Origin of the sequence: Streptomyces sp. NPDC088794 (assembly GCF_044750545.1) — a bacterium.
Taxonomy (GTDB): Bacteria; Actinomycetota; Actinomycetes; order Streptomycetales; family Streptomycetaceae; genus Streptomyces.
This window is the reverse complement of sequence record NZ_JBIVKB010000005.1, coordinates 251,567-270,046: the sequence shown is the minus strand read 5'-3', so window position 1 is coordinate 270,046 and position 18,480 is coordinate 251,567. Positions and strand designations below refer to the sequence as shown.

General features: G+C 71.7%; 16 protein-coding genes. 8 read left to right on the top strand and 8 right to left on the bottom strand.

The features are described 5' to 3' along the window. Positions 1-40 precede the first annotated feature (40 nt). The gene (locus ACIP6U_RS16570; protein WP_401717577.1) at positions 41-823 is read left to right on the top strand and encodes a hypothetical protein; all 783 of its coding nucleotides are present in this window, start codon (positions 41-43) and stop codon (positions 821-823) included. A 127-nt stretch (positions 824-950) separates the two neighbouring features. Here the strand turns inward: ACIP6U_RS16570 and ACIP6U_RS16565 are convergent, their stop codons facing one another. Continuing rightward, positions 951-1,748 (bottom strand): GntR family transcriptional regulator, encoded by a 798-nt coding sequence (locus ACIP6U_RS16565; RefSeq protein ID WP_401717574.1) that lies wholly within the window; start codon positions 1,746-1,748, stop codon positions 951-953. Positions 1,749-1,905: 157 nt separating this feature from the next. Here ACIP6U_RS16565 and ACIP6U_RS16560 point away from each other — a divergent pair, with 157 nt between their 5' ends. Together ACIP6U_RS16560 and ACIP6U_RS16555 are read left to right on the top strand one after the other, a co-directional pair. After that, entirely contained in the window at positions 1,906-2,751 is an 846-nt protein-coding gene (locus ACIP6U_RS16560; RefSeq protein WP_401717571.1) for a (2Fe-2S)-binding protein, read from the top strand. A 304-nt stretch (positions 2,752-3,055) separates the two neighbouring features. Further along, a complete protein-coding gene (locus ACIP6U_RS16555) occupies positions 3,056-4,102 on the top strand; it encodes a DUF2637 domain-containing protein (protein ID WP_401717568.1) in 1,047 nt (348 codons plus the stop codon). 95 nt (positions 4,103-4,197) lie between these two features. Here the strand turns inward: ACIP6U_RS16555 and ACIP6U_RS16550 are convergent, their stop codons facing one another. Beyond that, positions 4,198-4,599 (bottom strand): ATP-binding protein, encoded by a 402-nt coding sequence (locus ACIP6U_RS16550; protein ID WP_401718525.1) that lies wholly within the window; start codon positions 4,597-4,599, stop codon positions 4,198-4,200. 271 nt (positions 4,600-4,870) lie between these two features. Here ACIP6U_RS16550 and ACIP6U_RS16545 point away from each other — a divergent pair, with 271 nt between their 5' ends. Further along, positions 4,871-7,906 (top strand): alpha-mannosidase, encoded by a 3,036-nt coding sequence (locus tag ACIP6U_RS16545; protein ID WP_401717566.1) that lies wholly within the window; start codon positions 4,871-4,873, stop codon positions 7,904-7,906. A 12-nt stretch (positions 7,907-7,918) separates the two neighbouring features. On the opposite strand, the gene ACIP6U_RS16540 is transcribed toward ACIP6U_RS16545, so the two are convergent. Together ACIP6U_RS16540 and ACIP6U_RS16535 are read right to left on the bottom strand one after the other, a co-directional pair. Beyond that, a complete protein-coding gene (locus ACIP6U_RS16540) occupies positions 7,919-8,389 on the bottom strand; it encodes a hypothetical protein (RefSeq protein ID WP_401717564.1) in 471 nt (156 codons plus the stop codon). A gap of 128 nt (positions 8,390-8,517) precedes the next feature. Then, a complete protein-coding gene (locus ACIP6U_RS16535) occupies positions 8,518-9,132 on the bottom strand; it encodes a hypothetical protein (protein ID WP_401717562.1) in 615 nt (204 codons plus the stop codon). Between the two features lie 231 nt (positions 9,133-9,363). Here ACIP6U_RS16535 and ACIP6U_RS16530 point away from each other — a divergent pair, with 231 nt between their 5' ends. After that, positions 9,364-10,662, top strand: coding sequence for a helix-turn-helix domain-containing protein (locus tag ACIP6U_RS16530; protein ID WP_401717559.1), 1,299 nt, complete (start codon positions 9,364-9,366; stop codon positions 10,660-10,662). Between the two features lie 18 nt (positions 10,663-10,680). On the opposite strand, the gene ACIP6U_RS16525 is transcribed toward ACIP6U_RS16530, so the two are convergent. Beyond that, positions 10,681-12,423 (bottom strand): pyruvate dehydrogenase, encoded by a 1,743-nt coding sequence (locus tag ACIP6U_RS16525; RefSeq protein ID WP_401717557.1) that lies wholly within the window; start codon positions 12,421-12,423, stop codon positions 10,681-10,683. Positions 12,424-12,506: 83 nt separating this feature from the next. Then, positions 12,507-13,979 (bottom strand): protein phosphatase 2C domain-containing protein, encoded by a 1,473-nt coding sequence (locus tag ACIP6U_RS16520; protein ID WP_401717554.1) that lies wholly within the window; start codon positions 13,977-13,979, stop codon positions 12,507-12,509. Positions 13,980-14,438: 459 nt separating this feature from the next. Here ACIP6U_RS16520 and ACIP6U_RS16515 point away from each other — a divergent pair, with 459 nt between their 5' ends. From ACIP6U_RS16515 to ACIP6U_RS16505, 3 genes are all read left to right on the top strand, one after another. Next, on the top strand, positions 14,439-15,428 hold the full coding sequence (locus ACIP6U_RS16515) for a helix-turn-helix domain-containing protein (protein ID WP_401717551.1): 990 nt from the start codon (positions 14,439-14,441) through the stop codon (positions 15,426-15,428). A 139-nt stretch (positions 15,429-15,567) separates the two neighbouring features. After that, on the top strand, positions 15,568-16,050 hold the full coding sequence (locus ACIP6U_RS16510) for a DUF456 domain-containing protein (protein ID WP_401717548.1): 483 nt from the start codon (positions 15,568-15,570) through the stop codon (positions 16,048-16,050). Positions 16,051-16,143: 93 nt separating this feature from the next. Then, positions 16,144-16,527 (top strand): PPOX class F420-dependent oxidoreductase, encoded by a 384-nt coding sequence (locus tag ACIP6U_RS16505; protein ID WP_401717545.1) that lies wholly within the window; start codon positions 16,144-16,146, stop codon positions 16,525-16,527. Here ACIP6U_RS16505 and ACIP6U_RS16500 read toward each other — a convergent pair. Together ACIP6U_RS16500 and ACIP6U_RS16495 are read right to left on the bottom strand one after the other, a co-directional pair. Then, positions 16,524-17,015 (bottom strand): methylated-DNA--[protein]-cysteine S-methyltransferase, encoded by a 492-nt coding sequence (locus ACIP6U_RS16500; protein ID WP_401717542.1) that lies wholly within the window; start codon positions 17,013-17,015, stop codon positions 16,524-16,526. The genes ACIP6U_RS16505 and ACIP6U_RS16500 overlap by 4 nt on opposite strands. After that, the gene (locus ACIP6U_RS16495; RefSeq protein ID WP_401718522.1) at positions 17,015-18,415 is read right to left on the bottom strand and encodes a bifunctional transcriptional activator/DNA repair enzyme AdaA; all 1,401 of its coding nucleotides are present in this window, start codon (positions 18,413-18,415) and stop codon (positions 17,015-17,017) included. Before ACIP6U_RS16495 ends, ACIP6U_RS16500 begins: the two co-directional genes overlap by 1 nt. Between the last annotated feature and the right edge of the window lie 65 nt (positions 18,416-18,480).

Sequence of the window (18,480 nt, the reverse complement as noted above, 5' to 3'; positions counted from 1 at the left end):
CCACCACTCAAAGCTCGATGGCGTGCTCGGGGAGGGCAACGTGGCGCATACCGCCATGTCTGGTACCGGAACGACCGCAGGTGACGATCCCCTCCAGACCGCGGTATGGCGGCTGCGCTCGCGGGCCTGCTGGGCCGACGCGGCGGCCCTGCTCCAACCGGTCACGGCACCGGCCGCGTTGCAGCGCGCGTCGCTGCTGGTCGAACGGTGTCTGTACACCGAGCAGGGCTGGGAGGACGCGGAGGACGCGCTGCGTACGGCGGAGGCGCTGGCCCACGCCGACGAGGAGCGGGGCGCTGCCGCTTGTGAACGCGGGTACCTTGCGTACGCGGCGACGCTGCACACCGTGCGGGACCGGGCCGACGAGGCGCGGGCCGCGCTGGGGCGGGCTGCGGCACTGATCCCTCCGGGGGCTTCCGGTCGGGCTCTGTTGGACTTTCGGCGTGGGTTGCTTGCCGAGAATCTGACCGGGTCTCCGCAGTCCGCGCGCGCTGCTTATCGGCGGGCGCATGCGGGGGCGACCGCGTTGGGGGATCCGTTGTTGCTGTCGTTCACGTGGCGACACCTGGCCGGACTCTCGTTGCGGGACGGGGAGTTGGTCGAGGCGCGGCACGGCTTCGCCGAATCACTGAGGATCCGGGAGGAGTTGGGGTACCTCGTGGGTACCGCGCCCGCTCTTGTCTCGCTGGCCGATGCGGAGTCCGAGCCGGAGGCTTCTCGGTTGCGGGAGGAGGCTCGGCGGTTGTTCCGGTTGCTGGGTGGGGTACCGACGTGGTTGGCACGGCAGTTGGCACCTACTACGCCGGATGCGGCAACTGCTTAGAGGTTCAGAGGTAGTGCCACGCCGGGTTGTCTGTTTGGTGCTGCGCCATCGTGGCTGGTCGCGCAGTTCCCCGCGCCCCCAAAGGCGTTGGCGCTCGCGCCTCTCAAGGCGTGGGCGCCCTGCCCGCCTACGACATCCCCGTGAAGTGCTCCCCCGCCAAGCCCCTGACCGCCTCCACGTCCCTGGCGATCAACGCCTCCAGCAGGACCGTGTGTTCCGACGCGTCTGCCAGGAGGTCGGCTCGGCCTCGGGTCGGGGGGCCGCCTACCAGGGGCCACTGGGCTCGGCGGTGCAAGTCGTCGGCTAGCTGGACCAGTTGGTCGTTGCCGGAGAGGGAGAGGACCGCGCGGTGGAAGGTGCGGTCGGATTCCGCGTAGGTGGCCCGGCAGCCGGAGGTGGCGGCGCGGACCGTGGCGTCGGCCAGGGGGCGCAGGTCGGACCAGCGTTCCGGCGGGACCGTGCGGGCGAGGCGGAGCATGACGGGGATCTCTATGAGGGCGCGTATCTCGGCCAGTTCGGCCAGCTCGCGCGCCCCGCGTTCGATCACCCGGAAGCCGCGGTTGGGGACGACCTCGACGGCGCCCTCTTGGGCCAGTTGCTGCATCGCCTCGCGGACCGGTGTGGCCGATACGCCGAAGCGGTCGCCGAGGGCGGGGGCCGAGTAGACCTCGCCGGGTATCAGGTCGCCGGCGACCAGTGCGGTGCGCAGGGCGTCGAGGATCTGGCCGCGGACGGAGGCCCGCTGGATCGGGCGGGGGCCCGGGATCGGCAGCTCGCTGTGGGTGTGCTCGCCGCGGGTGGTGCCGGCGGCGACGGCCCGCTCCCGCCGCACGTCGGGCGCGCCGGCCTGCGGCGGCACCCGGGTCGCGCCGGTCCAGGTCTGAGGGATTCCCGTCTCCGCGGAGCTCTGCGTGCTCTGCCTCACGGGTCCTCCTCGGACGTTTCGGTACTTGGGGTCATTAACGGCGCGATGTTACTCGTCCGTCAAGCACCATAAGGGCACAAGCCGTCAGTTCAAATACCGATGATCTTGGGTAAGGTAAGCCTTACCTCTAGACGATCGCGGATTGGGTGGTCCTCGCATGCCGGTGCCGGGCTCGCCGCTCACTGCCGCGTACACCCGCCTGACCGGGGTCCTTCCGGACCTGGAGATCGTGGAGCGGTCGGCCGGGGAGCCGGCCCCGCGGGGTGCCGGCTGGGTCGCCGCCGACTCGCTCGCGGCGGGCAACGAAGGGCTGGAGACGTTCCTGACCTGGGACGACGACCAGGTGGTGCGGGACTACGGACAGCGCGCCCGCCCTGATGTCGTGGCCAGCTTCGGACTGCACCGGTACGCCTGGCCGGCCTGTCTGCTGATCACCGTGCCGTGGTTCCTGCTGCGCCGCGTGCCGCGCTACCCCGTGACCCACGTCTCGTACGACCGCACCGTGCCGGATCTCGGCATGGGCCGCCTGTCGGTGCGGGCGGACGGCTTCGCCTGCCTGCCCGGCGATCCGGCGGCGGCGCTGCCCGGCGCCCGGGTGGTCGCCGACGAGGAGGCGCTGCGGGCCGAGGTGCGGGCCGCCGTCGCCGAGCACCTCGAACCCGTACTCGCCGGCTTCGGCCCGCGCATGCGGCGGCGCGGACGGGCCCTGTGGGGCATGGCGACCGACGAGATCGTGGAGGGGCTCTGGTACGTCGGCCATCTGGTCGGCGAGGAGGAGCGGGCCAAGCGCGAGCTGGAGGCGCTGCTGCCGGGGGCGACCCGGCCCTACGTCGGTTCGGCGGCGTTCCGTCAACTCACCGGCCCCCGAGGGGAGTCGCTGCCCACCCGGGACCGGGCGAGCTGCTGCCTGTCCTACACGCTGGTCTCCGAGGACACCTGCGCCACCTGCCCGCGCACCTGTGACGCCGACCGGGTCACCAGGCTGCTGGCAGAGGCGAGTTGAGGGACCCTCAGGCGCAGGGCCCGCGAGCCGTCCCGTAAGATCACCCGCGAACTAGGCTTCCGGCGGGTTACAGGGGATTCACAATTTCCTCACTTGCCGCAGGAACTTTCCGTGGAACCACCCGTACGGGTAGTCTTATTCGAACTCAACTCCCGCCCCTCATGCGGCAGTTCGAGCAGAACGCCGCCCTGGGCATCCCCTTGCACTTCCTTGGCGGCCTCTTGCCCCGAAAACGCCTGAGGGCCGTTGGGATTGGGCCACTATGGCGGGCGTTACGCCCTATCCCAATGCAAGGGACCCCTAGATGAGACTGACCGACATATCGCTGAACTGGTTGCTTCCGGGCGCCGTACTGCTCCTGGGCATGCTGGCAGCGGTAGCGGTGCTCGCGCGGAGCAAGCGGTCCGGCGGGGAGCACGCGAAAGACGACTCGTGGGAGCGCAGCGAGGAGCGCCGCAGGCGCAAGGAGGCCATATACGGCACCGCCTCCTACGTCCTTCTGTTCTGCTGTGCGGCGGTGGCGGCCGCCCTCTCCTTCCGCGGCCTGGTCGGCTTCGGTGAGGAGAACCTGAGCCTCTCCGGCGGCTGGCAGTACCTGGTGCCGTTCGGCCTGGACGGCGCGGCCATGTTCTGCTCCGTCCTCGCGGTGCGCGAGGCCAGCCACGGTGACGCGGCGCTCGGCTCCCGGATACTGGTGTGGACGTTCGCGGGTGCCGCGGCCTGGTTCAACTGGGTGCACGCGCCCAGGGGTCTCGGCCACGACGGCGCTCCGCAGTTCTTCTCCGGCATGTCGCTGTCCGCGGCCGTGCTGTTCGACCGCGCGCTGAAGCAGACCCGCCGGGCCGCGCTGCGCGAGCAGGGTCTGGTGCCGCGTCCGCTGCCGCAGATCCGTATCGTGCGCTGGCTGCGTGCCCCTCGTGAGACCTACAGGGCCTGGTCGCTGATGCTGCTGGAGAACGTGCGCAGCCTGGACGAGGCGGTCGACGAGGTGCGCGAGGACAAGCGCCAGCACGAGCAGAACCGGCTGCGCCGCCGGGAGCAGGACCGTCTGGAGCGCGCGCAGCTCAAGGCCATCAGCCGGGGCCACCGCGGCTTCGTCGGCCGTGGCGGCGGCAACGGCGGGCGGCAGATGGAGGCCCTGGAGCGGGCGTCCGCGCCGGCCTCCGCGGAGACCGCCATATCGGCGCCCGAGCCGCTGCCCGTCCGCTCGCGGCCCTCGCTCCAGCCCGTCCGCAAGGCCGGCGCCGAGTCGCTGACCGTCGACCTCACCGCGGAGGACGACACAATGGCCCTGCCGCGCCTTGACTCCCTGGAGCGCAAGCTCAAGGACCTGGAGCAGCAGTTCGGTTAGCCGAGCGGGCTCTTGCAACGGCGGAAGGGGCGCGACCCACACGGGTCGCGCCCCTTCCGCCGTGCCCGGACATGTCGATCGCGTGCCCGCGGGCCTCAGGCGATCTCGGCGTCGTCCAGTTCGAACCACACCGCCTTGCCCACCGCGTGTGCCCGCACGCCCCAGGCGTCCGCGAGGGACTGCACCAGGACCAGGCCTCTGCCGTGCGTGCCCTCGTCGGCGCTCGGCACCCGCAGCCGCGGCCTGCGAGCCACGAAGTCCCGTACCTCCACCCGTAGTCCGTGTGGTCCGACGGTGGCCGTCAGGACCGCGTCGTGGTCGGTGTGGATGAGCGCGTTGGTGACGAGCTCGCTGGTGAGCAGTTCCGCTATCTCCGATCGTCCGGGCCTGCCCCACTGCCGCAGCAGCTCGCGCAACGCCCGTCGTGCCTCGGGCACTTCCTTCAGATCGGCGCGCCCGAGTCGGCGCCGAAGCTGTGGCGACCGCGCCTGCTCCATGGCACTGTCGTCCTCTTCCTCCACTGTCCTGGCCGAGGAGGCCCCGATCGCCACAGGACCGCCCCCTCGTGCGTACCTCTTCATGACCCCCGCCTGCGTGCCGATGTCGGTTCCCCTCCTTGTCGAACACGTTCACGGGGATCCATGCCCTCTGGGACACGCGCCAGTCATGTCCAATCCTGGACGACCAGGTGTTCGGCCACGGATACGGCGCTGCCCGTCGGGTGGATGACACCCTGGACCGAGCCGTCCGAGCGTCGAAGGAGCCGCCGTGCACGACGACCGACTGTTGGTTGAGGCCCGACTGGAGCGCGCGGTACGGCAGTTCGTGCAGCCCGCGCGGTACGGGGCGCGCGTGCCGCTGGCTCTGTCCGTGTGGCATGTGCCGGGCGAGCCGGTGCCGGTGGACCAGGCGCTGCAGGCCGCCTACGAGCCCTTCACGACCGGCACGGAGTGGGGAAAGCCCTGGTCGACAAGCTGGTTCCGGTTGACCGGGCGGGTGCCAGAGGAGTGGGCGGGCCGACGGGTCGAGGCGGTGATCGACCCCGGATTCACCGGCGACGGGCCGGGTTTCCAGGCGGAGGGACTGCTGTACGACGCCGCGGGCGTCCCCCTCAAAGGCATTCACCCCCGCAACCGCCACCTGACCCTCGGGGCCCCGGCGAGCGGAGGCGAACCGGTGCATCTGCTCCTGGAGGCGGCCGCCAATCCGGCCGTACTGCACGGCTTCGAACCTACGCACCTGGGCGACGTCCTGACCGCCGGCGATGCGCCCATCTACCGATTCCGGGCTGCCGACCTGGCCGTACTCGACGAAGAGGTGTGGCAGTTGGGCCTCGACATCGAGGTGCTGTCGGAGCTGATGCACGAGCTGCCGATGGACCGGGCCCGGCGGCACGAGGTGCTGCGCGCCCTGGAGGACATGCTCGACGCGCTGGACCTGCACGACGTGTCCGGCACGGCGCCGGCGGCCCGCGCGGCCCTCACGGACGTGCTGTCCCGGCCGGCGTCGGCGAGCGCGCACCGGGTCTTCGCGACCGGACACGCGCACATCGACTCGGCCTGGCTGTGGCCGCTGCGCGAGACGGTCCGCAAGGCCTCGCGCACCTTCGCCAACGTCACCGCGCTCGCCGCCGACTACCCCGAGCTGGTCTTCTCCTGCTCCCAGGCCCAGCAGTACGCGTGGGTGAAGGAGCACCAGCCGCACATCTGGGAGCGGATCAGGAAGGCCGTGCGGGACGGCAACTGGGCGCCCGTGGGCTCGATGTGGGTCGAGTCGGACGCCAACATGCCCGGCGGCGAGGCACTGGCCCGGCAACTCGTGCACGGCAAGCGGTTCTTCGCCGAGGAGCTCGACACCGAGACCGAGGAGGTCTGGCTGCCGGACTCCTTCGGCTACACGGCCGCCTTCCCGCAGCTCGCGAAACTGGCCGGAATCCGTTGGTTCCTGACCCAGAAACTGACCTGGAACCAGTCGAACCGGATGCCCCACCACACTTTCTGGTGGGAGGGCATCGACGGCACCCGCGTCTTCACCCACTTCCCGCCGGTCGACACGTACAACTCGCAACTGCACGGTCGCGAACTCGCGCACGCGGAGCGCAACTTCGCCGACAAGGGCCGGGCGACGCGCTCACTGGTCCCCTTCGGCTGGGGCGACGGCGGCGGCGGTCCGACCCGCGACATGCTGGAGAAGGCACGGCGGTTGCGCTCCCTGGAGGGCTCACCGCGAGTCACGGTCGGCACACCGTCCGCCTTCTTCGCCGCCGCCGAGGAGGAGTACGGTCCCCAGGCGCCGGTGTGGTCGGGCGAGCTGTATCTGGAGCTGCACCGGGCCACCTACACCACCCAGGCCAAGACCAAGCAGGGCAACCGGCGCTCCGAACACGCGCTGCGCGAGGCGGAGTTGTGGTGCGCGACGGCCGCCGTGCGGGATCCCTCGTACGCCTACCCGTACGACGCGCTCGACCGGCTGTGGAAGACGGTGCTGCTGCACCAGTTCCACGACATCCTGCCCGGCTCCTCGATCGCCTGGGTGCACCGGGAGGCGCGCGAGACGTACGCGCGGGTGCTGGCGGAGGTCGAGGAGATCACGGCCGCGGCGGTGACCGCGCTGGGGTCGGCCGGCGGGCCGGGCAGTACGTCGGGTGAGGGGCGGAGCGTCTTCAACGCCTCGCCGTACGCGCGGACCGAGGTCGTGGGGGACGGTCTGGTGACCGTGCCCGGGCTGGGCAGCGCGCCGGTGCCGGACACGGCGGACGAGAGCGTCCGGGCCCAACAGGTCGGTGACACCCATGTGTTGGAGAACTCCCGGCTCCGGGTCACCGTGGACGCACGGGGTCTGCTCACCTCGGTGCGGGACCTGCGGGCCGACCGCGAGGTGCTGTCCGGTCCCGGCAATCTCCTCCAGCTGCATCCCGACCACCCCAATGCCTGGGACGCCTGGGACATCGACCGGCACTACCGGCGCCGGCACACGGACCTGACGGACGTCGAGTCGGTGGAGCTGGTCGCGGACGGTCCGCTGCTCGCGGCGGTGCGGGTGACGCGGACGTTCGGGACGTCACGGATCACGCAGGAGATCCGGCTGGCCGCGGCCGGCCGCCGGGTGGACGTCGTCACGGACGTGGACTGGCAGGAGTCGGAGAAGGTGCTCAAGGCCGCCTTCCCGCTGGACGTGCACGCCGAACGCTCCACCGCGGAGATCCAGTTCGGGCACGTGCACCGTCCCACGCACGCCAACACGTCCTGGGACGCGGCCCGTTTCGAGATCTGCGCGCACCGCTGGATCCGGGTCGCGGAGGAGGGGTACGGCGTCGCGGTCCTCAACGACTCGACGTACGGCCACGACGTGACCCGCACCCCGCACGCCGACGGCCTCGGCACGACCGTACGCCTGACCCTGCTGCGCGCCCCGCACAGCCCGGACCCGGAGACGGACCTGGGACAGCACCGCTTCTCCTACGCCCTGTCGCCCGGCGGGGACGTCGTGCACGCGGTCGCCGAGGGGCTGGCGCTGAACCTGCCGCTGCGGGTGGCCGAGGGACCGGTCGTGGCACCCCTCGTACAGGTCGACCACCCGGGCGTGACCGTCGAGTCGGTCAAGCTCGCGGAGGACCGGAGCGGCGATGTGGTGGTCCGGCTCTACGAATCCCGGGGCGGCCGGGCGCGGGCCACACTGAGCGCCGGGTTCCCGGTGGCCCGCGCCGAGGTGACGGACCTGCTGGAACGGCCGCTGCACGACAGCGACTTGGCCATCGAACTGCGGCCGTTCCAGATCCTCACCCTGCGACTGCGCCCGGAGTGACCGCCTCCTGGTCTACTTCTTCGCCAGGCCCTTCGCCCCGATGTGGTAGATCTCGCGGCTGTCGCGGGCCATGTCGACGACGACCTTGGTGGTGCTGTTCTTGCTCCAGGTCAGGGTGACCACGGCCTCCGTGTACTTCTTCGTGGAGCCGTTGTCGGTGACCTTCCAGGAGAGCGGGACGTTCTGGGCGCGCAGGACGCCGTCGGCGTGCTCCCTGTCCTCCCAGGCGGACAGCTGCTTCTGGTAGGCGGGGGTCAGGTAGTGCCCCCGCAGCGTGTTGCCGAGGTCGCCGCTGCCCTCGTCGGTCACAGCGTCGATGTAGGCGCCGTAGAAGTCGGCGATGCGGGTGATGTTGTCGGACGGCGTCCCGCTGACGCTGCGCGGCGCCCCGGCGGAGGCCTGGGCGGTGATGCCGAGGCCGAGGGCCAGGGCGAGGCCGGCGGCCACGGTGGAACGGCGGGCGATGCTCTGCTTGCTGCTCATGTCTGTTTCCCCGTTTTTTGTCGTGCGCCGCTGGTCGAGCGTCGCTGTCGTGCTCTGCGTGCGATGAGAGGTATGGGGCCGCCCGCCCGACCCCCGTGCGGGAGGGCGGCCCCAGCTGGTGGCGGCGGTCAGTGGAGCTTGTTGACCGCCGTGACGGTCGTCTTCTTGAAGGCCTTCACGGGCGCGTCCTTGAGGTCGCCCATCTGGGCCCAGTTCACGACCGTGACCGTCTTTCCGTCCCGGCCGACCGAGACGAGACGGACGTCGCTGGCGCCCCAGGAGGTCTCGGTGTGCACGCCGTAGACGTGGGCGCCCTCTTCGACGGCGAGCGTCCCGTAGTCCTTGCCGGAGGCCTTGATGTCCGGGTCGGCGTCGAGCCGGGCCGGGCAGGACTTGAGGTCCTTGTTCAGCTTCGAGACCAGCGCCTTGGCCGCCTTGGTGTTCGCCAGGGTGACGGAGATCTGGCGGGCGTTCGTGTCGAGGTCGGTCCGGAAGTCACGGTGCCAGGCGTTCTTCTGGCCCGGCAGGGCCCGCAGGCAGGTGTCCCACTCCGTCTCCTCCGGCACGCCGGCGGTGACCTTGTCGGCCGTCCAGGCGGAGCTGGGATGCGGCGGCAGTTGCTTGGCCGCGAGGAAGCCGGGCGCCTTCGGAGCCGCGCTCGCCGGTGCGGCGAGTGAGGTACCGAGAGCGAGACCCGCGATGGCGAGTACGGTGAGCGCGCCGGCTTTGCTGCGCTTGGGCATGGGTGTCCCCCGTGGGTGAGTGCATGGGTGTCGGAGTCGTACCGGCGGCGGATGGTCGGTCCGGCCCTGGTCGGTGCGACACCAAGAGCATCGGCCGTCACCTCGGCCGACCGCAAGCGCCGCCGCCCGATGCGCCATGATGGAACCATCCCAGCCCATCTGACGTGCAGGTATATGGAGTGCCTGGGATACGGGTCCGAGCCTGGGATCCGACATATTGACGGGGGTACGGTGTCGACTCGGGACGACGTCGAGGAGTTCGCGGCGCTGCTGCGGCAGCTGAAGGCGCGCACGGACCGGAGCTACGGCTCGCTGGCCCGGCGGCTGAACATGAACACCTCCACGCTGCACCGCTACTGCGCGGGCGAAGCGGTGCCGACGGACTTCGCGCCCGTGGAGCGGTTCGCCGCCTTCTGTGATGCCACGCCCGAGGAGCGGCACGAACTGCACCGGCTGTGGCTGCTCGCCGTGGCGGCCCGGCAGCGTCCGCGCGCCGCCGAGGCGGCGTCGGCCGAGGACACCGAAGTGATCGCGAACGCCGAGGGCGGGCTGCCCGGCCCGGACTCCGCGCCCGCGTCGGGCCACCCCTGGTACCGCCGGCGCCGCATCCTGGTCGGCGCCGCCGCGGCCTCCGTCCTGATGCTCACGCTGGGCAGCCTGTCCGCCCTGTCGGACGACCGTCCGCCGTCCCGCTCGGCCCAGTCGCCGGACAGGGCCGGTACGACGGAGGCCGGCACCGCCACCCGCTCGGCGACCCCGAGCGGCAGCCCGTCCGCCGGCCGCTCGGCCTCGTCGTCTCCGTCGTCGTCTTCGGGCAAGAAGTCCTCGGCGTCCCCGACCCCCAAGAAGGAGGGGCCGGCGGGCAAGGGGACCAGCGGGCCCGCCTCGGGCGGCGGCGGTACGCCGTTGACCTGGACGGCCGACGACCAGATCTGGGAGGGGACCTGCGGCCACGACTACGTCATCGACAAGCCGATCACCGAGGTCCCGCCGCCGCCGGCCCAGCAGGACGCCGGTGTGTGGGCGGCGACCCAGGGCGCGGTGCACGGGCGGCTGACCAAGGTGCAGATCACGGTGCAGGGACGGTCCTCGACCGCGGTGGTCCTCGAAGGCCTGCGGGTCCGGGTCGTCGGCCGCGCCGCCCCGATCGCCGGCATCGACTACGCCATGGACCAGGGCTGCGGCGGCGGGCTCACCCCGCGCTACTTCGCGGTGAACCTCGACAAGGACCGCCCCGTCGCCCGCGCGCAGGCCGGCAACGACACCGGGTCGCCGATCCCGGCGGTGAAGTTCCCGTACAAGGTCTCCGCCCAGGACCCCGAGGTGCTGCTGGTCGACGCGACGACCGCGACCTGTGACTGCAGCTGGTACCTGGAGCTGGAGTGGTCCTCCGAGGGCCGCACCGGCACCGTCCGCATCGACGACCACGGCAGCCCGTTCCGTACCACCAGCGCCAAGGGTCTGCCGCGCTACTGGTACGGGACGAACGACGCCGGCGCGCGGGCCTGGGTGCCGACCGAGCGCTACTAGGAAGCGGTCGGACCGCCCTTACGGCCGGGGCACGTTGCGCAGGTTGGAGCGGGCCATCGTGAGCATGCGGCCGACGCCTCCGTCCAGGACGATCTTCGAGGCGGACAGGGCGAAGCCGGTCACCATCTCGGCGCTGATCTTCGGCGGGATGGACAGGGCGTTGGGGTCGGTGACGACGTCGACGAGGGCCGGGCCCTTGTGCTTGAGGGCGTCCTTCAGGGCGCCCGCCAGGTCCTTGGGCTTCTCCACCCGCACGCCGTAGGCACCGCAGGCGCGGGCGACGGCCGCGAAGTCGGGGTTCTTGTTGGTGGTGCCGTAGGAGGGCAGTCCGGCGACCAGCATCTCCAACTCGACCATGCCGAGCGAGGAGTTGTTGAAGAGGACGACCTTCACGGGGAGGTCGTACTGCACCAGCGTCAGGAAGTCCCCCATCAGCATGGAGAACCCGCCGTCCCCGGACATCGACACGACCTGCCGCTCCCGGTCGGTGAACTGGGCGCCGATCGCCATGGGCAGCGCGTTCGCCATCGAGCCGTGGGAGAACGAACCGATCACGCGGCGGCGGCCGTTGGGCGTGATGTAGCGGGCGGCCCAGACGTTGCACATACCGGTGTCGACCGTGAACACGGCGTCCTCGTCGGCGAGTTCGTCCAGTACGGACGCCACGTACTCGGGGTGGATCGGGGTGTGCTTCTCGACCTTGCGGGTGTAGGCCTTGACCACCCCTTCCAGCGCGTCCGCGTGCTTCTTGAGCATCTTGTCGAGGAAGCGCCGGTTCTCCTTGGGCCTCACCCGCGGGGTCAGGCAGCGCAGGGTCTCCTTCACATCGCCCCACACGGCCAGGTCGAGCTTGGAGCGGCGCCCCAGGTGCTCGGGCCTGACGTCGACCTGAGCGATCGTCACATCGTCGGGGAGGAAGGCGTTGTACGGGAAGTCGGTGCCGAGCAGGATCAGCAGGTCGCACTCGTGGGTGGCCTCGTAGGCGGCGCCGTAGCCGAGCAGACCGCTCATGCCGACGTCGAACTTGTTGTCGTACTGGATCCACTCCTTCCCGCGCAGCGCGTGGCCGATGGGCGACTTGATCTTCTCCGCGAACTCCATCACCTCGGCGTGCGCGCCCGCCGTGCCGCTGCCGCAGAAGAGGGTGACCTTCTCGGCCCGGTCGATCAGGTCGACGAGCTTGTCGATCTCGGCGTCGCCGGGCCGGACGGTGGGCCGGGAGGTGACGAGGGCGGTCTCGACTGCCTTGTCGGGGGCGGGTTCGGCGGCGATGTCGCCGGGGAGGGAGACGACGCTGACACCCGACTGCCCGACGGCGTGCTGGATCGCGGTCTGGAGCAGCCGCGGCATCTGCTTGGGGCTGGAGATCAGCTCGCTGTAGTGGCTGCACTCGGTGAACAGCCGCTCGGGGTGGGTCTCCTGGAAGTAGCCCAGGCCGATCTCGCTGGACGGGATCTGCGAGGCGAGGGCGAGCACGGGAGCCATGGAACGGTGGGCGTCGTACAGGCCGTTGATGAGGTGGAGGTTGCCGGGTCCGCAGGAACCGGCGCAGGCCGCGAGCCTGCCGGTGATCTGGGCCTCCGCGCCGGCCGCGAAGGCGGCGGTCTCCTCGTGGCGCACGTGCACCCAGTCGATGGCGGAGTTGCGGCGGATCGCGTCCACGACGGGGTTGAGGCTGTCGCCGACGACTCCGTAGAGGCGTTTGACTCCGGCGCGGACGAGGATGTCTACAAACTGTTCGGCGACGTTCTGCTTGGCCATGGTTCTGGGCGCCCCTTAGGTCTCCGCTGGATCTCCGCGGTCTTCCGGTCCCCCTGGGTTCCATGAATTCACAGCCCGAAGCCTCACGCCTCCCAAACGGCCGCGGCGGTCCGGTCGTCCGCGTAACCCTTGACCCTGACTTGGGTGTCGGCGAGGAAGGCGGCGAGCCCGGGGGCGTCGCCCCCGGACCACCGGCCGGTGAGATACCGGCACAGGTCGGGTTCGCCGCGCAACGGCTCGGCGAGACCTCCGGTGCACATCAGGAGCGTGTCACCCGGCTGGGCCACCGAGGCGCGGAAGCGGAAGGGTTCGTGGGGCGGCTCGGGGGCGGGCTCGTACGGACTCGGCGGGGTCGGGATGCCCAGGTCCATGGTGAGCCGGTCGCCCTCGGGCGTCTCGGAGGGCAGCGAGCCGAAGCCGACGACGGCGTCGCCGGTGACATCGGTGACCCGCGGTTCGATGTCCTGCCACTCGCCGCCCCTGAGCCGGAAGAGCCCGCCCGAGCCGACGCCGAAGAAGACGCGCGTACGGCACTCGGGGTCGGCCGGCAGCAGCAGACAGCGCAGGGTCGCGGAGTACTCCTCCGGGTCGATGCCCTGTTCGGCGGCGCCCGCCCGGAGCTTGCCGAGGCTGCGGTCGGTCAGCCGGTGCAGCCCCGACTTCAGGTCACCGCGCCGGCCGGACCTGATGTCCTCCGCGAGCCGGGCATGGCTGCGGCCGACGGCCCGCCCGATCCAGTGGCAGGCCTCGGCGGCGGCCTGGTGCGCGCCCGGCGTGGCCCGGGCACCGGTCGCCATCGCCACCAGCACCAGCGCGTGCTCACCGGTGCCGAACCGCGCGGTGAGCAACGAGTCGCGGCGCGGCTCGCCCCGGAACCTCGCGGAGTCCCCGCGCACGGACACGGCCCGCAGCGTGCAGGCCCCGTACCGGGCGCCGTCCAGCACGGTGTCCGCGACCAGATCGTCGAGGTCGTCCGGGTCGGCGAGCGGCAGGGCGGTGGGTTCGGCGTCGTAGGTGGGCGGTCCGGAGCCGACGTAGTCGACGTTGGGCGGGGGGAGGGTGGGGAGGTCCAGGTGGGTGGCGGTGCGGAGGACCGGGGAGGTGGACGGGGCGGATGAGACAGGTGGGGCGGGTGGGGCGTCCTGGACGGAAGCGATGAACCCGGCCGGCGGGGGCCCGAGCGGGGTCGGCGGGGTACCGGGCGGCGTACGGGGTTCGGGGGGTGGTGCCGTGGGGGCCGGCGGGGCCGCCGACAGGGGTTCCGGACTCTGCGGTGCGGCGACCGGCGGTTCCCAGGGAACGCGGTCCCGGACGGGCCCCGCGCGAGGCGGCTCAGGGGTGTCGGCGATCACCGGACGCTGCGCGGGAACGCCGGTCCCCGCACGACCGCCGGCACTCGCACCTGAACCGTCCGTCACCGCTTCCGTCGCCGACGCGAAACGGTCGTCGAGGGAGTCGGCGGCGCCCGCCGGGCCCGTGTCCTCGGTGGAGTCGTCGTACAGCTGTCCCCACCAGTCGTCCTCGTGACCGGTGGGACTTGCCCCCTGCTGGCTCATGCCCCTAATTGTCCACCGCGCGGGCTGGATGAAAACGGGGCATCAGGAAAAACCGGCGCGACATGGCGCATCGAACGGCGTGTCGAGCTACCTGTCGAACAGTGATGCGGGAGTGGCGAGTTGAAGCCGCCGGACGGTTCCACCCCCCACGGGAGAACCGCCCGGCGACACCGAGGTGACCCGGGCCCGGATCCCCTGCGTGCCGGCGACACGTCTCGGACCCTGATCACGATCTGAGTGACCGCGTCCCGCCCCGCGCCTGCCGGACCGGCCTGATTGTGCCCCCGCACCCTGAAGACCAGCTGTGATTCAGGAATGCGTCCGCGGTGGCGCCACCTTGGCAGAGTGCCGGGTGGTAGAGCGATGATGTGCCGAGGCGGGTTTGCGCCATGGCTGTTTTCCGCCATCCGCCACATGCGGACACGCGCGAGGTTGGTTCGACGGGGAGGGCGACAGCTGATGCTGGAAGTGCTGGGACTGGACGAGACGCACGAGTCGGCGTACCGCGCCCTCGTGTCCGTGGGCGCCGCCGACGTGTCCGACCTGGCCCGGCGGCTGACGCTCGGCGAACGCGACACGGAACGCACCCTGCGCCGCCTCGAACGGCACGGCCTCGCCGCCCAGTCCTCGGCCCGCCCCGGCCGCTGGGTCGCAGCCCCGCCCGGCGTGGCCCTGGGCGCGCTGCTCACCCAGCAGCGGCACGAACTGGAGAAGGCGGAACTGGCGGCCGCCCTGCTGGCGGAGGAGTACCGGGCGACGGCGGCCGAGCCCGCCGTGCACGACCTGGTCGAGGTGGTGATCGGCGCGGCGGCGGTCGCCCAGCGCTTCCTCCAGCTCCAGCTCGGCGCGAGCGAGGAGGTGTGCGCGCTGGTCACCGGCAATCCGGCCGTCGTCTCCGGCGTCGAGAACGAGGCGGAGGAGCAGGCCACCGATCGGGGCGTGGTCTACCGGGTGGTGGTCGAACGGTCCGTCCTCGACCTGCCGGACGGCATGACCGAACTGTCCGCCGCGCTCGCCCGCGAGGAGCGGATCCGGGTGGTGGAACGGGTCCCGACCAAACTGGTGGTGGCCGACCGGACGACGGCCCTGGTGCCGCTCACCTCGCACACCGCGGAACCCGCCGCGCTGGTGGTCCACGCGAGCGGCCTCCTCGAACTCCTCTCCGGCCTGTTCGAGTCGGTGTGGCGGGACGCGCTGCCGCTGCGCCTCGGCGCGTCCGGGGTCACCGAGGAGTCCCCGGACGGCCCCGACACCACCGACCTGGAGGTGCTGTCCCTGCTGCTGGCCGGCCTGACCGACGCGAGCGTCGCCAAACAGCTCGACCTGGGCCTGCGGACGGTGCAGCGCCGGGTGAAGCGCCTGATGGAACTGACCGGCGTGACGACCCGCCTCCAGCTGGGCTGGCACGCGTACGAACGGGGCTGGGTGACCCGGGACGGGTCCTTCTGACCGCCGCGCGCTGGGCCCTTCCGACCCGCGCCGACTCAGCCCGACCCGCGACCGCTCACCGCTCCCGCCCCACGCCCGACCGGCCCTTACCGGCCACGCCTGATCTGCGGCTTCGTCTCCCCTCCGGCACTCTGGTCAGATGGGAGTGTGGGACCTCCTGCTGGTCGGCCTGGTCCTCCTGCTCGGCCTGTGTGGAGTACTCGTGCCCGGGGTGCCGGGATCGTGGCTCGTATGGGCCGCGGTTCTGTGGTGGGCGCTGAAGGACCCGCAGCCGGTGGCATGGGGCGTGCTGGTGGGTGCCACCATCGCGCTCCTCGTCTGCCAGGTGGTGCGCTGGATGCTGCCCCCGAGACGGCTGCGCGCGAGCGGCGCCACCCCCCGAATGGGCGTGTACGCGGGGACAGGCGCGCTTCTGGGCTTCGTCCTCGTCCCCGTGCTGGGCGCGATACCCGGCTTCATGGGCGGCATCTACGTCGGCGAACGGCTCCGTCTGGGCGGGCACGGAGAGGCGCGGGCGGCCCTGCGGACGGCGATGCGCTCGGGCGGGTCCAGCGTGCTGGCGGAACTGTTCACCTGCCTGCTGATCACCGGGGCGTGGCTGGGCGCGGTGATCTGGGGCTGACGGCACGGCCTGGTCCCTGGACGGGACGTAGGCCCGCGGTCCTGGTCCGTGCGGCCGATGCGCGGGCCGACGGCGGGTGCTTGGCTTGCCGCCATGACCGAATTCACCGAGGCCGAGCGTACGTATCTGAAGTCGCAGCGGCTGGGCCGGCTGGCCACCGTCGACCCGCACGGGCAGCCGCAGGCGAACCCGGTCGGCTTCTTCCTCCAGGACGACGGCACCGTCCTGATCGGCGGGTACGCGATGGGCACCACAAAAAAATGGAGAAATCTCCTGAAGAACCCGAAGGCCGCCCTGGTCGTGGACGACATCGCGAGCCTGCGTCCGTGGCGGGTACGTGGCGTGGACATCCGCGGCGAGGCCGAACTCCTCACCGGACCGCACGAGTTGGGCCCGCACTTCAGTGAGGAGGTGATCCGCGTCCACCCACGCCGGATCCACAGCTGGGGCCTGGACGAGGTGGACACGGAGGCCTAGAGCACGCCCTCCAAGGACAGCAGTACGGTCTTGCGCTCCAGACCACCGGCATACCCGGTCAGGGAGCCGTCCGCGCCGATCACCCGATGGCAAGGCCGCACGATCAGAAGGGGATTGGCGCCGATCGCACCACCGACGGCCCGCACGGCGGCACGGGAGGCCCCGATACGCGCGGCGATCGCACCATAGGTCGTGGTCTCCCCGTACGGCACGGACCCGAGAGCACCCCACACCCGCTCCCGGAACTCACTGCCTTCGCTGCGCAACTCCAGCTCGAACTCCTTGAGTTCGCCACCGAAGTAGGCGGCGAGCTGTTCGCCGGCGGCGCGGAAGAGGTCGGGCGTGTGCAGCCAACCTTCCTGAACCGTACGGCCGTTTTTCTGCCCGGGCACGGAAAGGGAGGTGAGCCTGCCGTCCTCGCCGTCGGCGGTGAGGAGCAGCGGCCCGACCGGACTGTCGACACTCGCATAGCGCACAGGGCCACTCATCAGAACTCCAACTCCCCTGCGGCACGCAGGTGTTGCAAGGCGTACGAGCGCCAGGGGCGCCAGCTGTCGGGTACGTCGAGGAAGGGCGGTGCGACGTCGGGGTCGCCGAGGGCGCGGGCGCGGATCGTGGCGACCGTGGCCGCGTCCATGCCGGGCAGCGCGAGCAGGGCCGCCGCCGCGTCGTCCCGGTCGACGCCGGCATCGAGGCGTACGGCGCCGTCGGCGAGGGCGGCGGTGAGCGCGCCCAGGGTGCCGTGCGGTTCGGCCTCCGCGAGGACCGCCGGTTCGGGAAAGAGGTGGGTGAGGCTCCCGCAGGGCGCGTCGAGCGCCTTGCCGTACCGCTGGACGAGCCGTTCGGCCGCGTCCCGCCCGACCAGTGCCCGCACCGCCAGCTCGGCCGGATCGGCGGCACCGGGCGACCGTATCCCCGGCCGGGCGGCGACCATGGGCGCGAGCCGCTCATCACCGCCGAGCCGCTCGTCGACGGCGTACGGATCGGCGTCGAGGTCGAACAGCAGCCGCAGCCGCTGCACGGCGGTGGTCAGATCGCGGGGGTCGGTGAGGTGCAGCCGGGCATCCAGCCACCCACCGGGATGAGCGCCGGTCGCGGACCGGACGGTACCGCCCCGCTCGTCGACGGCGACGATGCCGGTGCCGTGCGGAAGCCGGAGGCTACGGCGGTACACGCGCCGCCCGACCACCCCCTCCACGTCCTCCACACCGGCCACGGCCTCGGCCGCGAGCAGATCGAAGACGGCACCGGCCTGATAGGGCCCGCGATGGGCGAGCCGAAGGGGAATCCCGGCGGTCGGAGCGGCCTCCCGCAGCCCGCCCCTCCCGGTCCGGGGCGCGGCGGCGCGCAGGGCACTCGGCGTGGCCGCGTACACGGCCCGCACGGTGTCGTTGAACTGCCGCACACTCGCGAACCCGGACGCGAACGCGATCTCCGTGATCGGCAGGTCGGTGGTCTGCACGAGCACCCGCGCGGTGTGCGCCCGCTGGGCCCGGGCGAGCGCGACGGGCCCGGCACCGAGCTCGGCGGTGAGCTGCCGCTGCACCTGCCGAGCGCTGTACCCGAGCCGCGTGGCGAGCCCGGCGACCCCTTCCCGGTCGACGACCCCGTCGCCGATCAGCCGCATCGCCCGCCCCACCACATCCGCCCGCACGTTCCAGTCCGCCGACCCCGGCACGGCGTCGGGCCGACACCGCCGGCAGGCCCGGAACCCCGACCCCTGCGCGGCGGCGGCCGTGGCGAAGAACCGCACGTTCCGCCGCTTGGGCGTCACCGCCGGGCAGCTGGGCCGGCAGTAGATCCCGGTGGTCAGCACGGCGAAGAAGAACTCCCCGTCGAACCGCCCGTCCCTGCTCCGCACGGCTTCGTACCTGCTGTCGTCGTCCATCACGGAACCAAGTCTCCGCCGGGAGAAGCCGCCGAGCTAGCGGAAATCAGACGTCAAGCCGGACA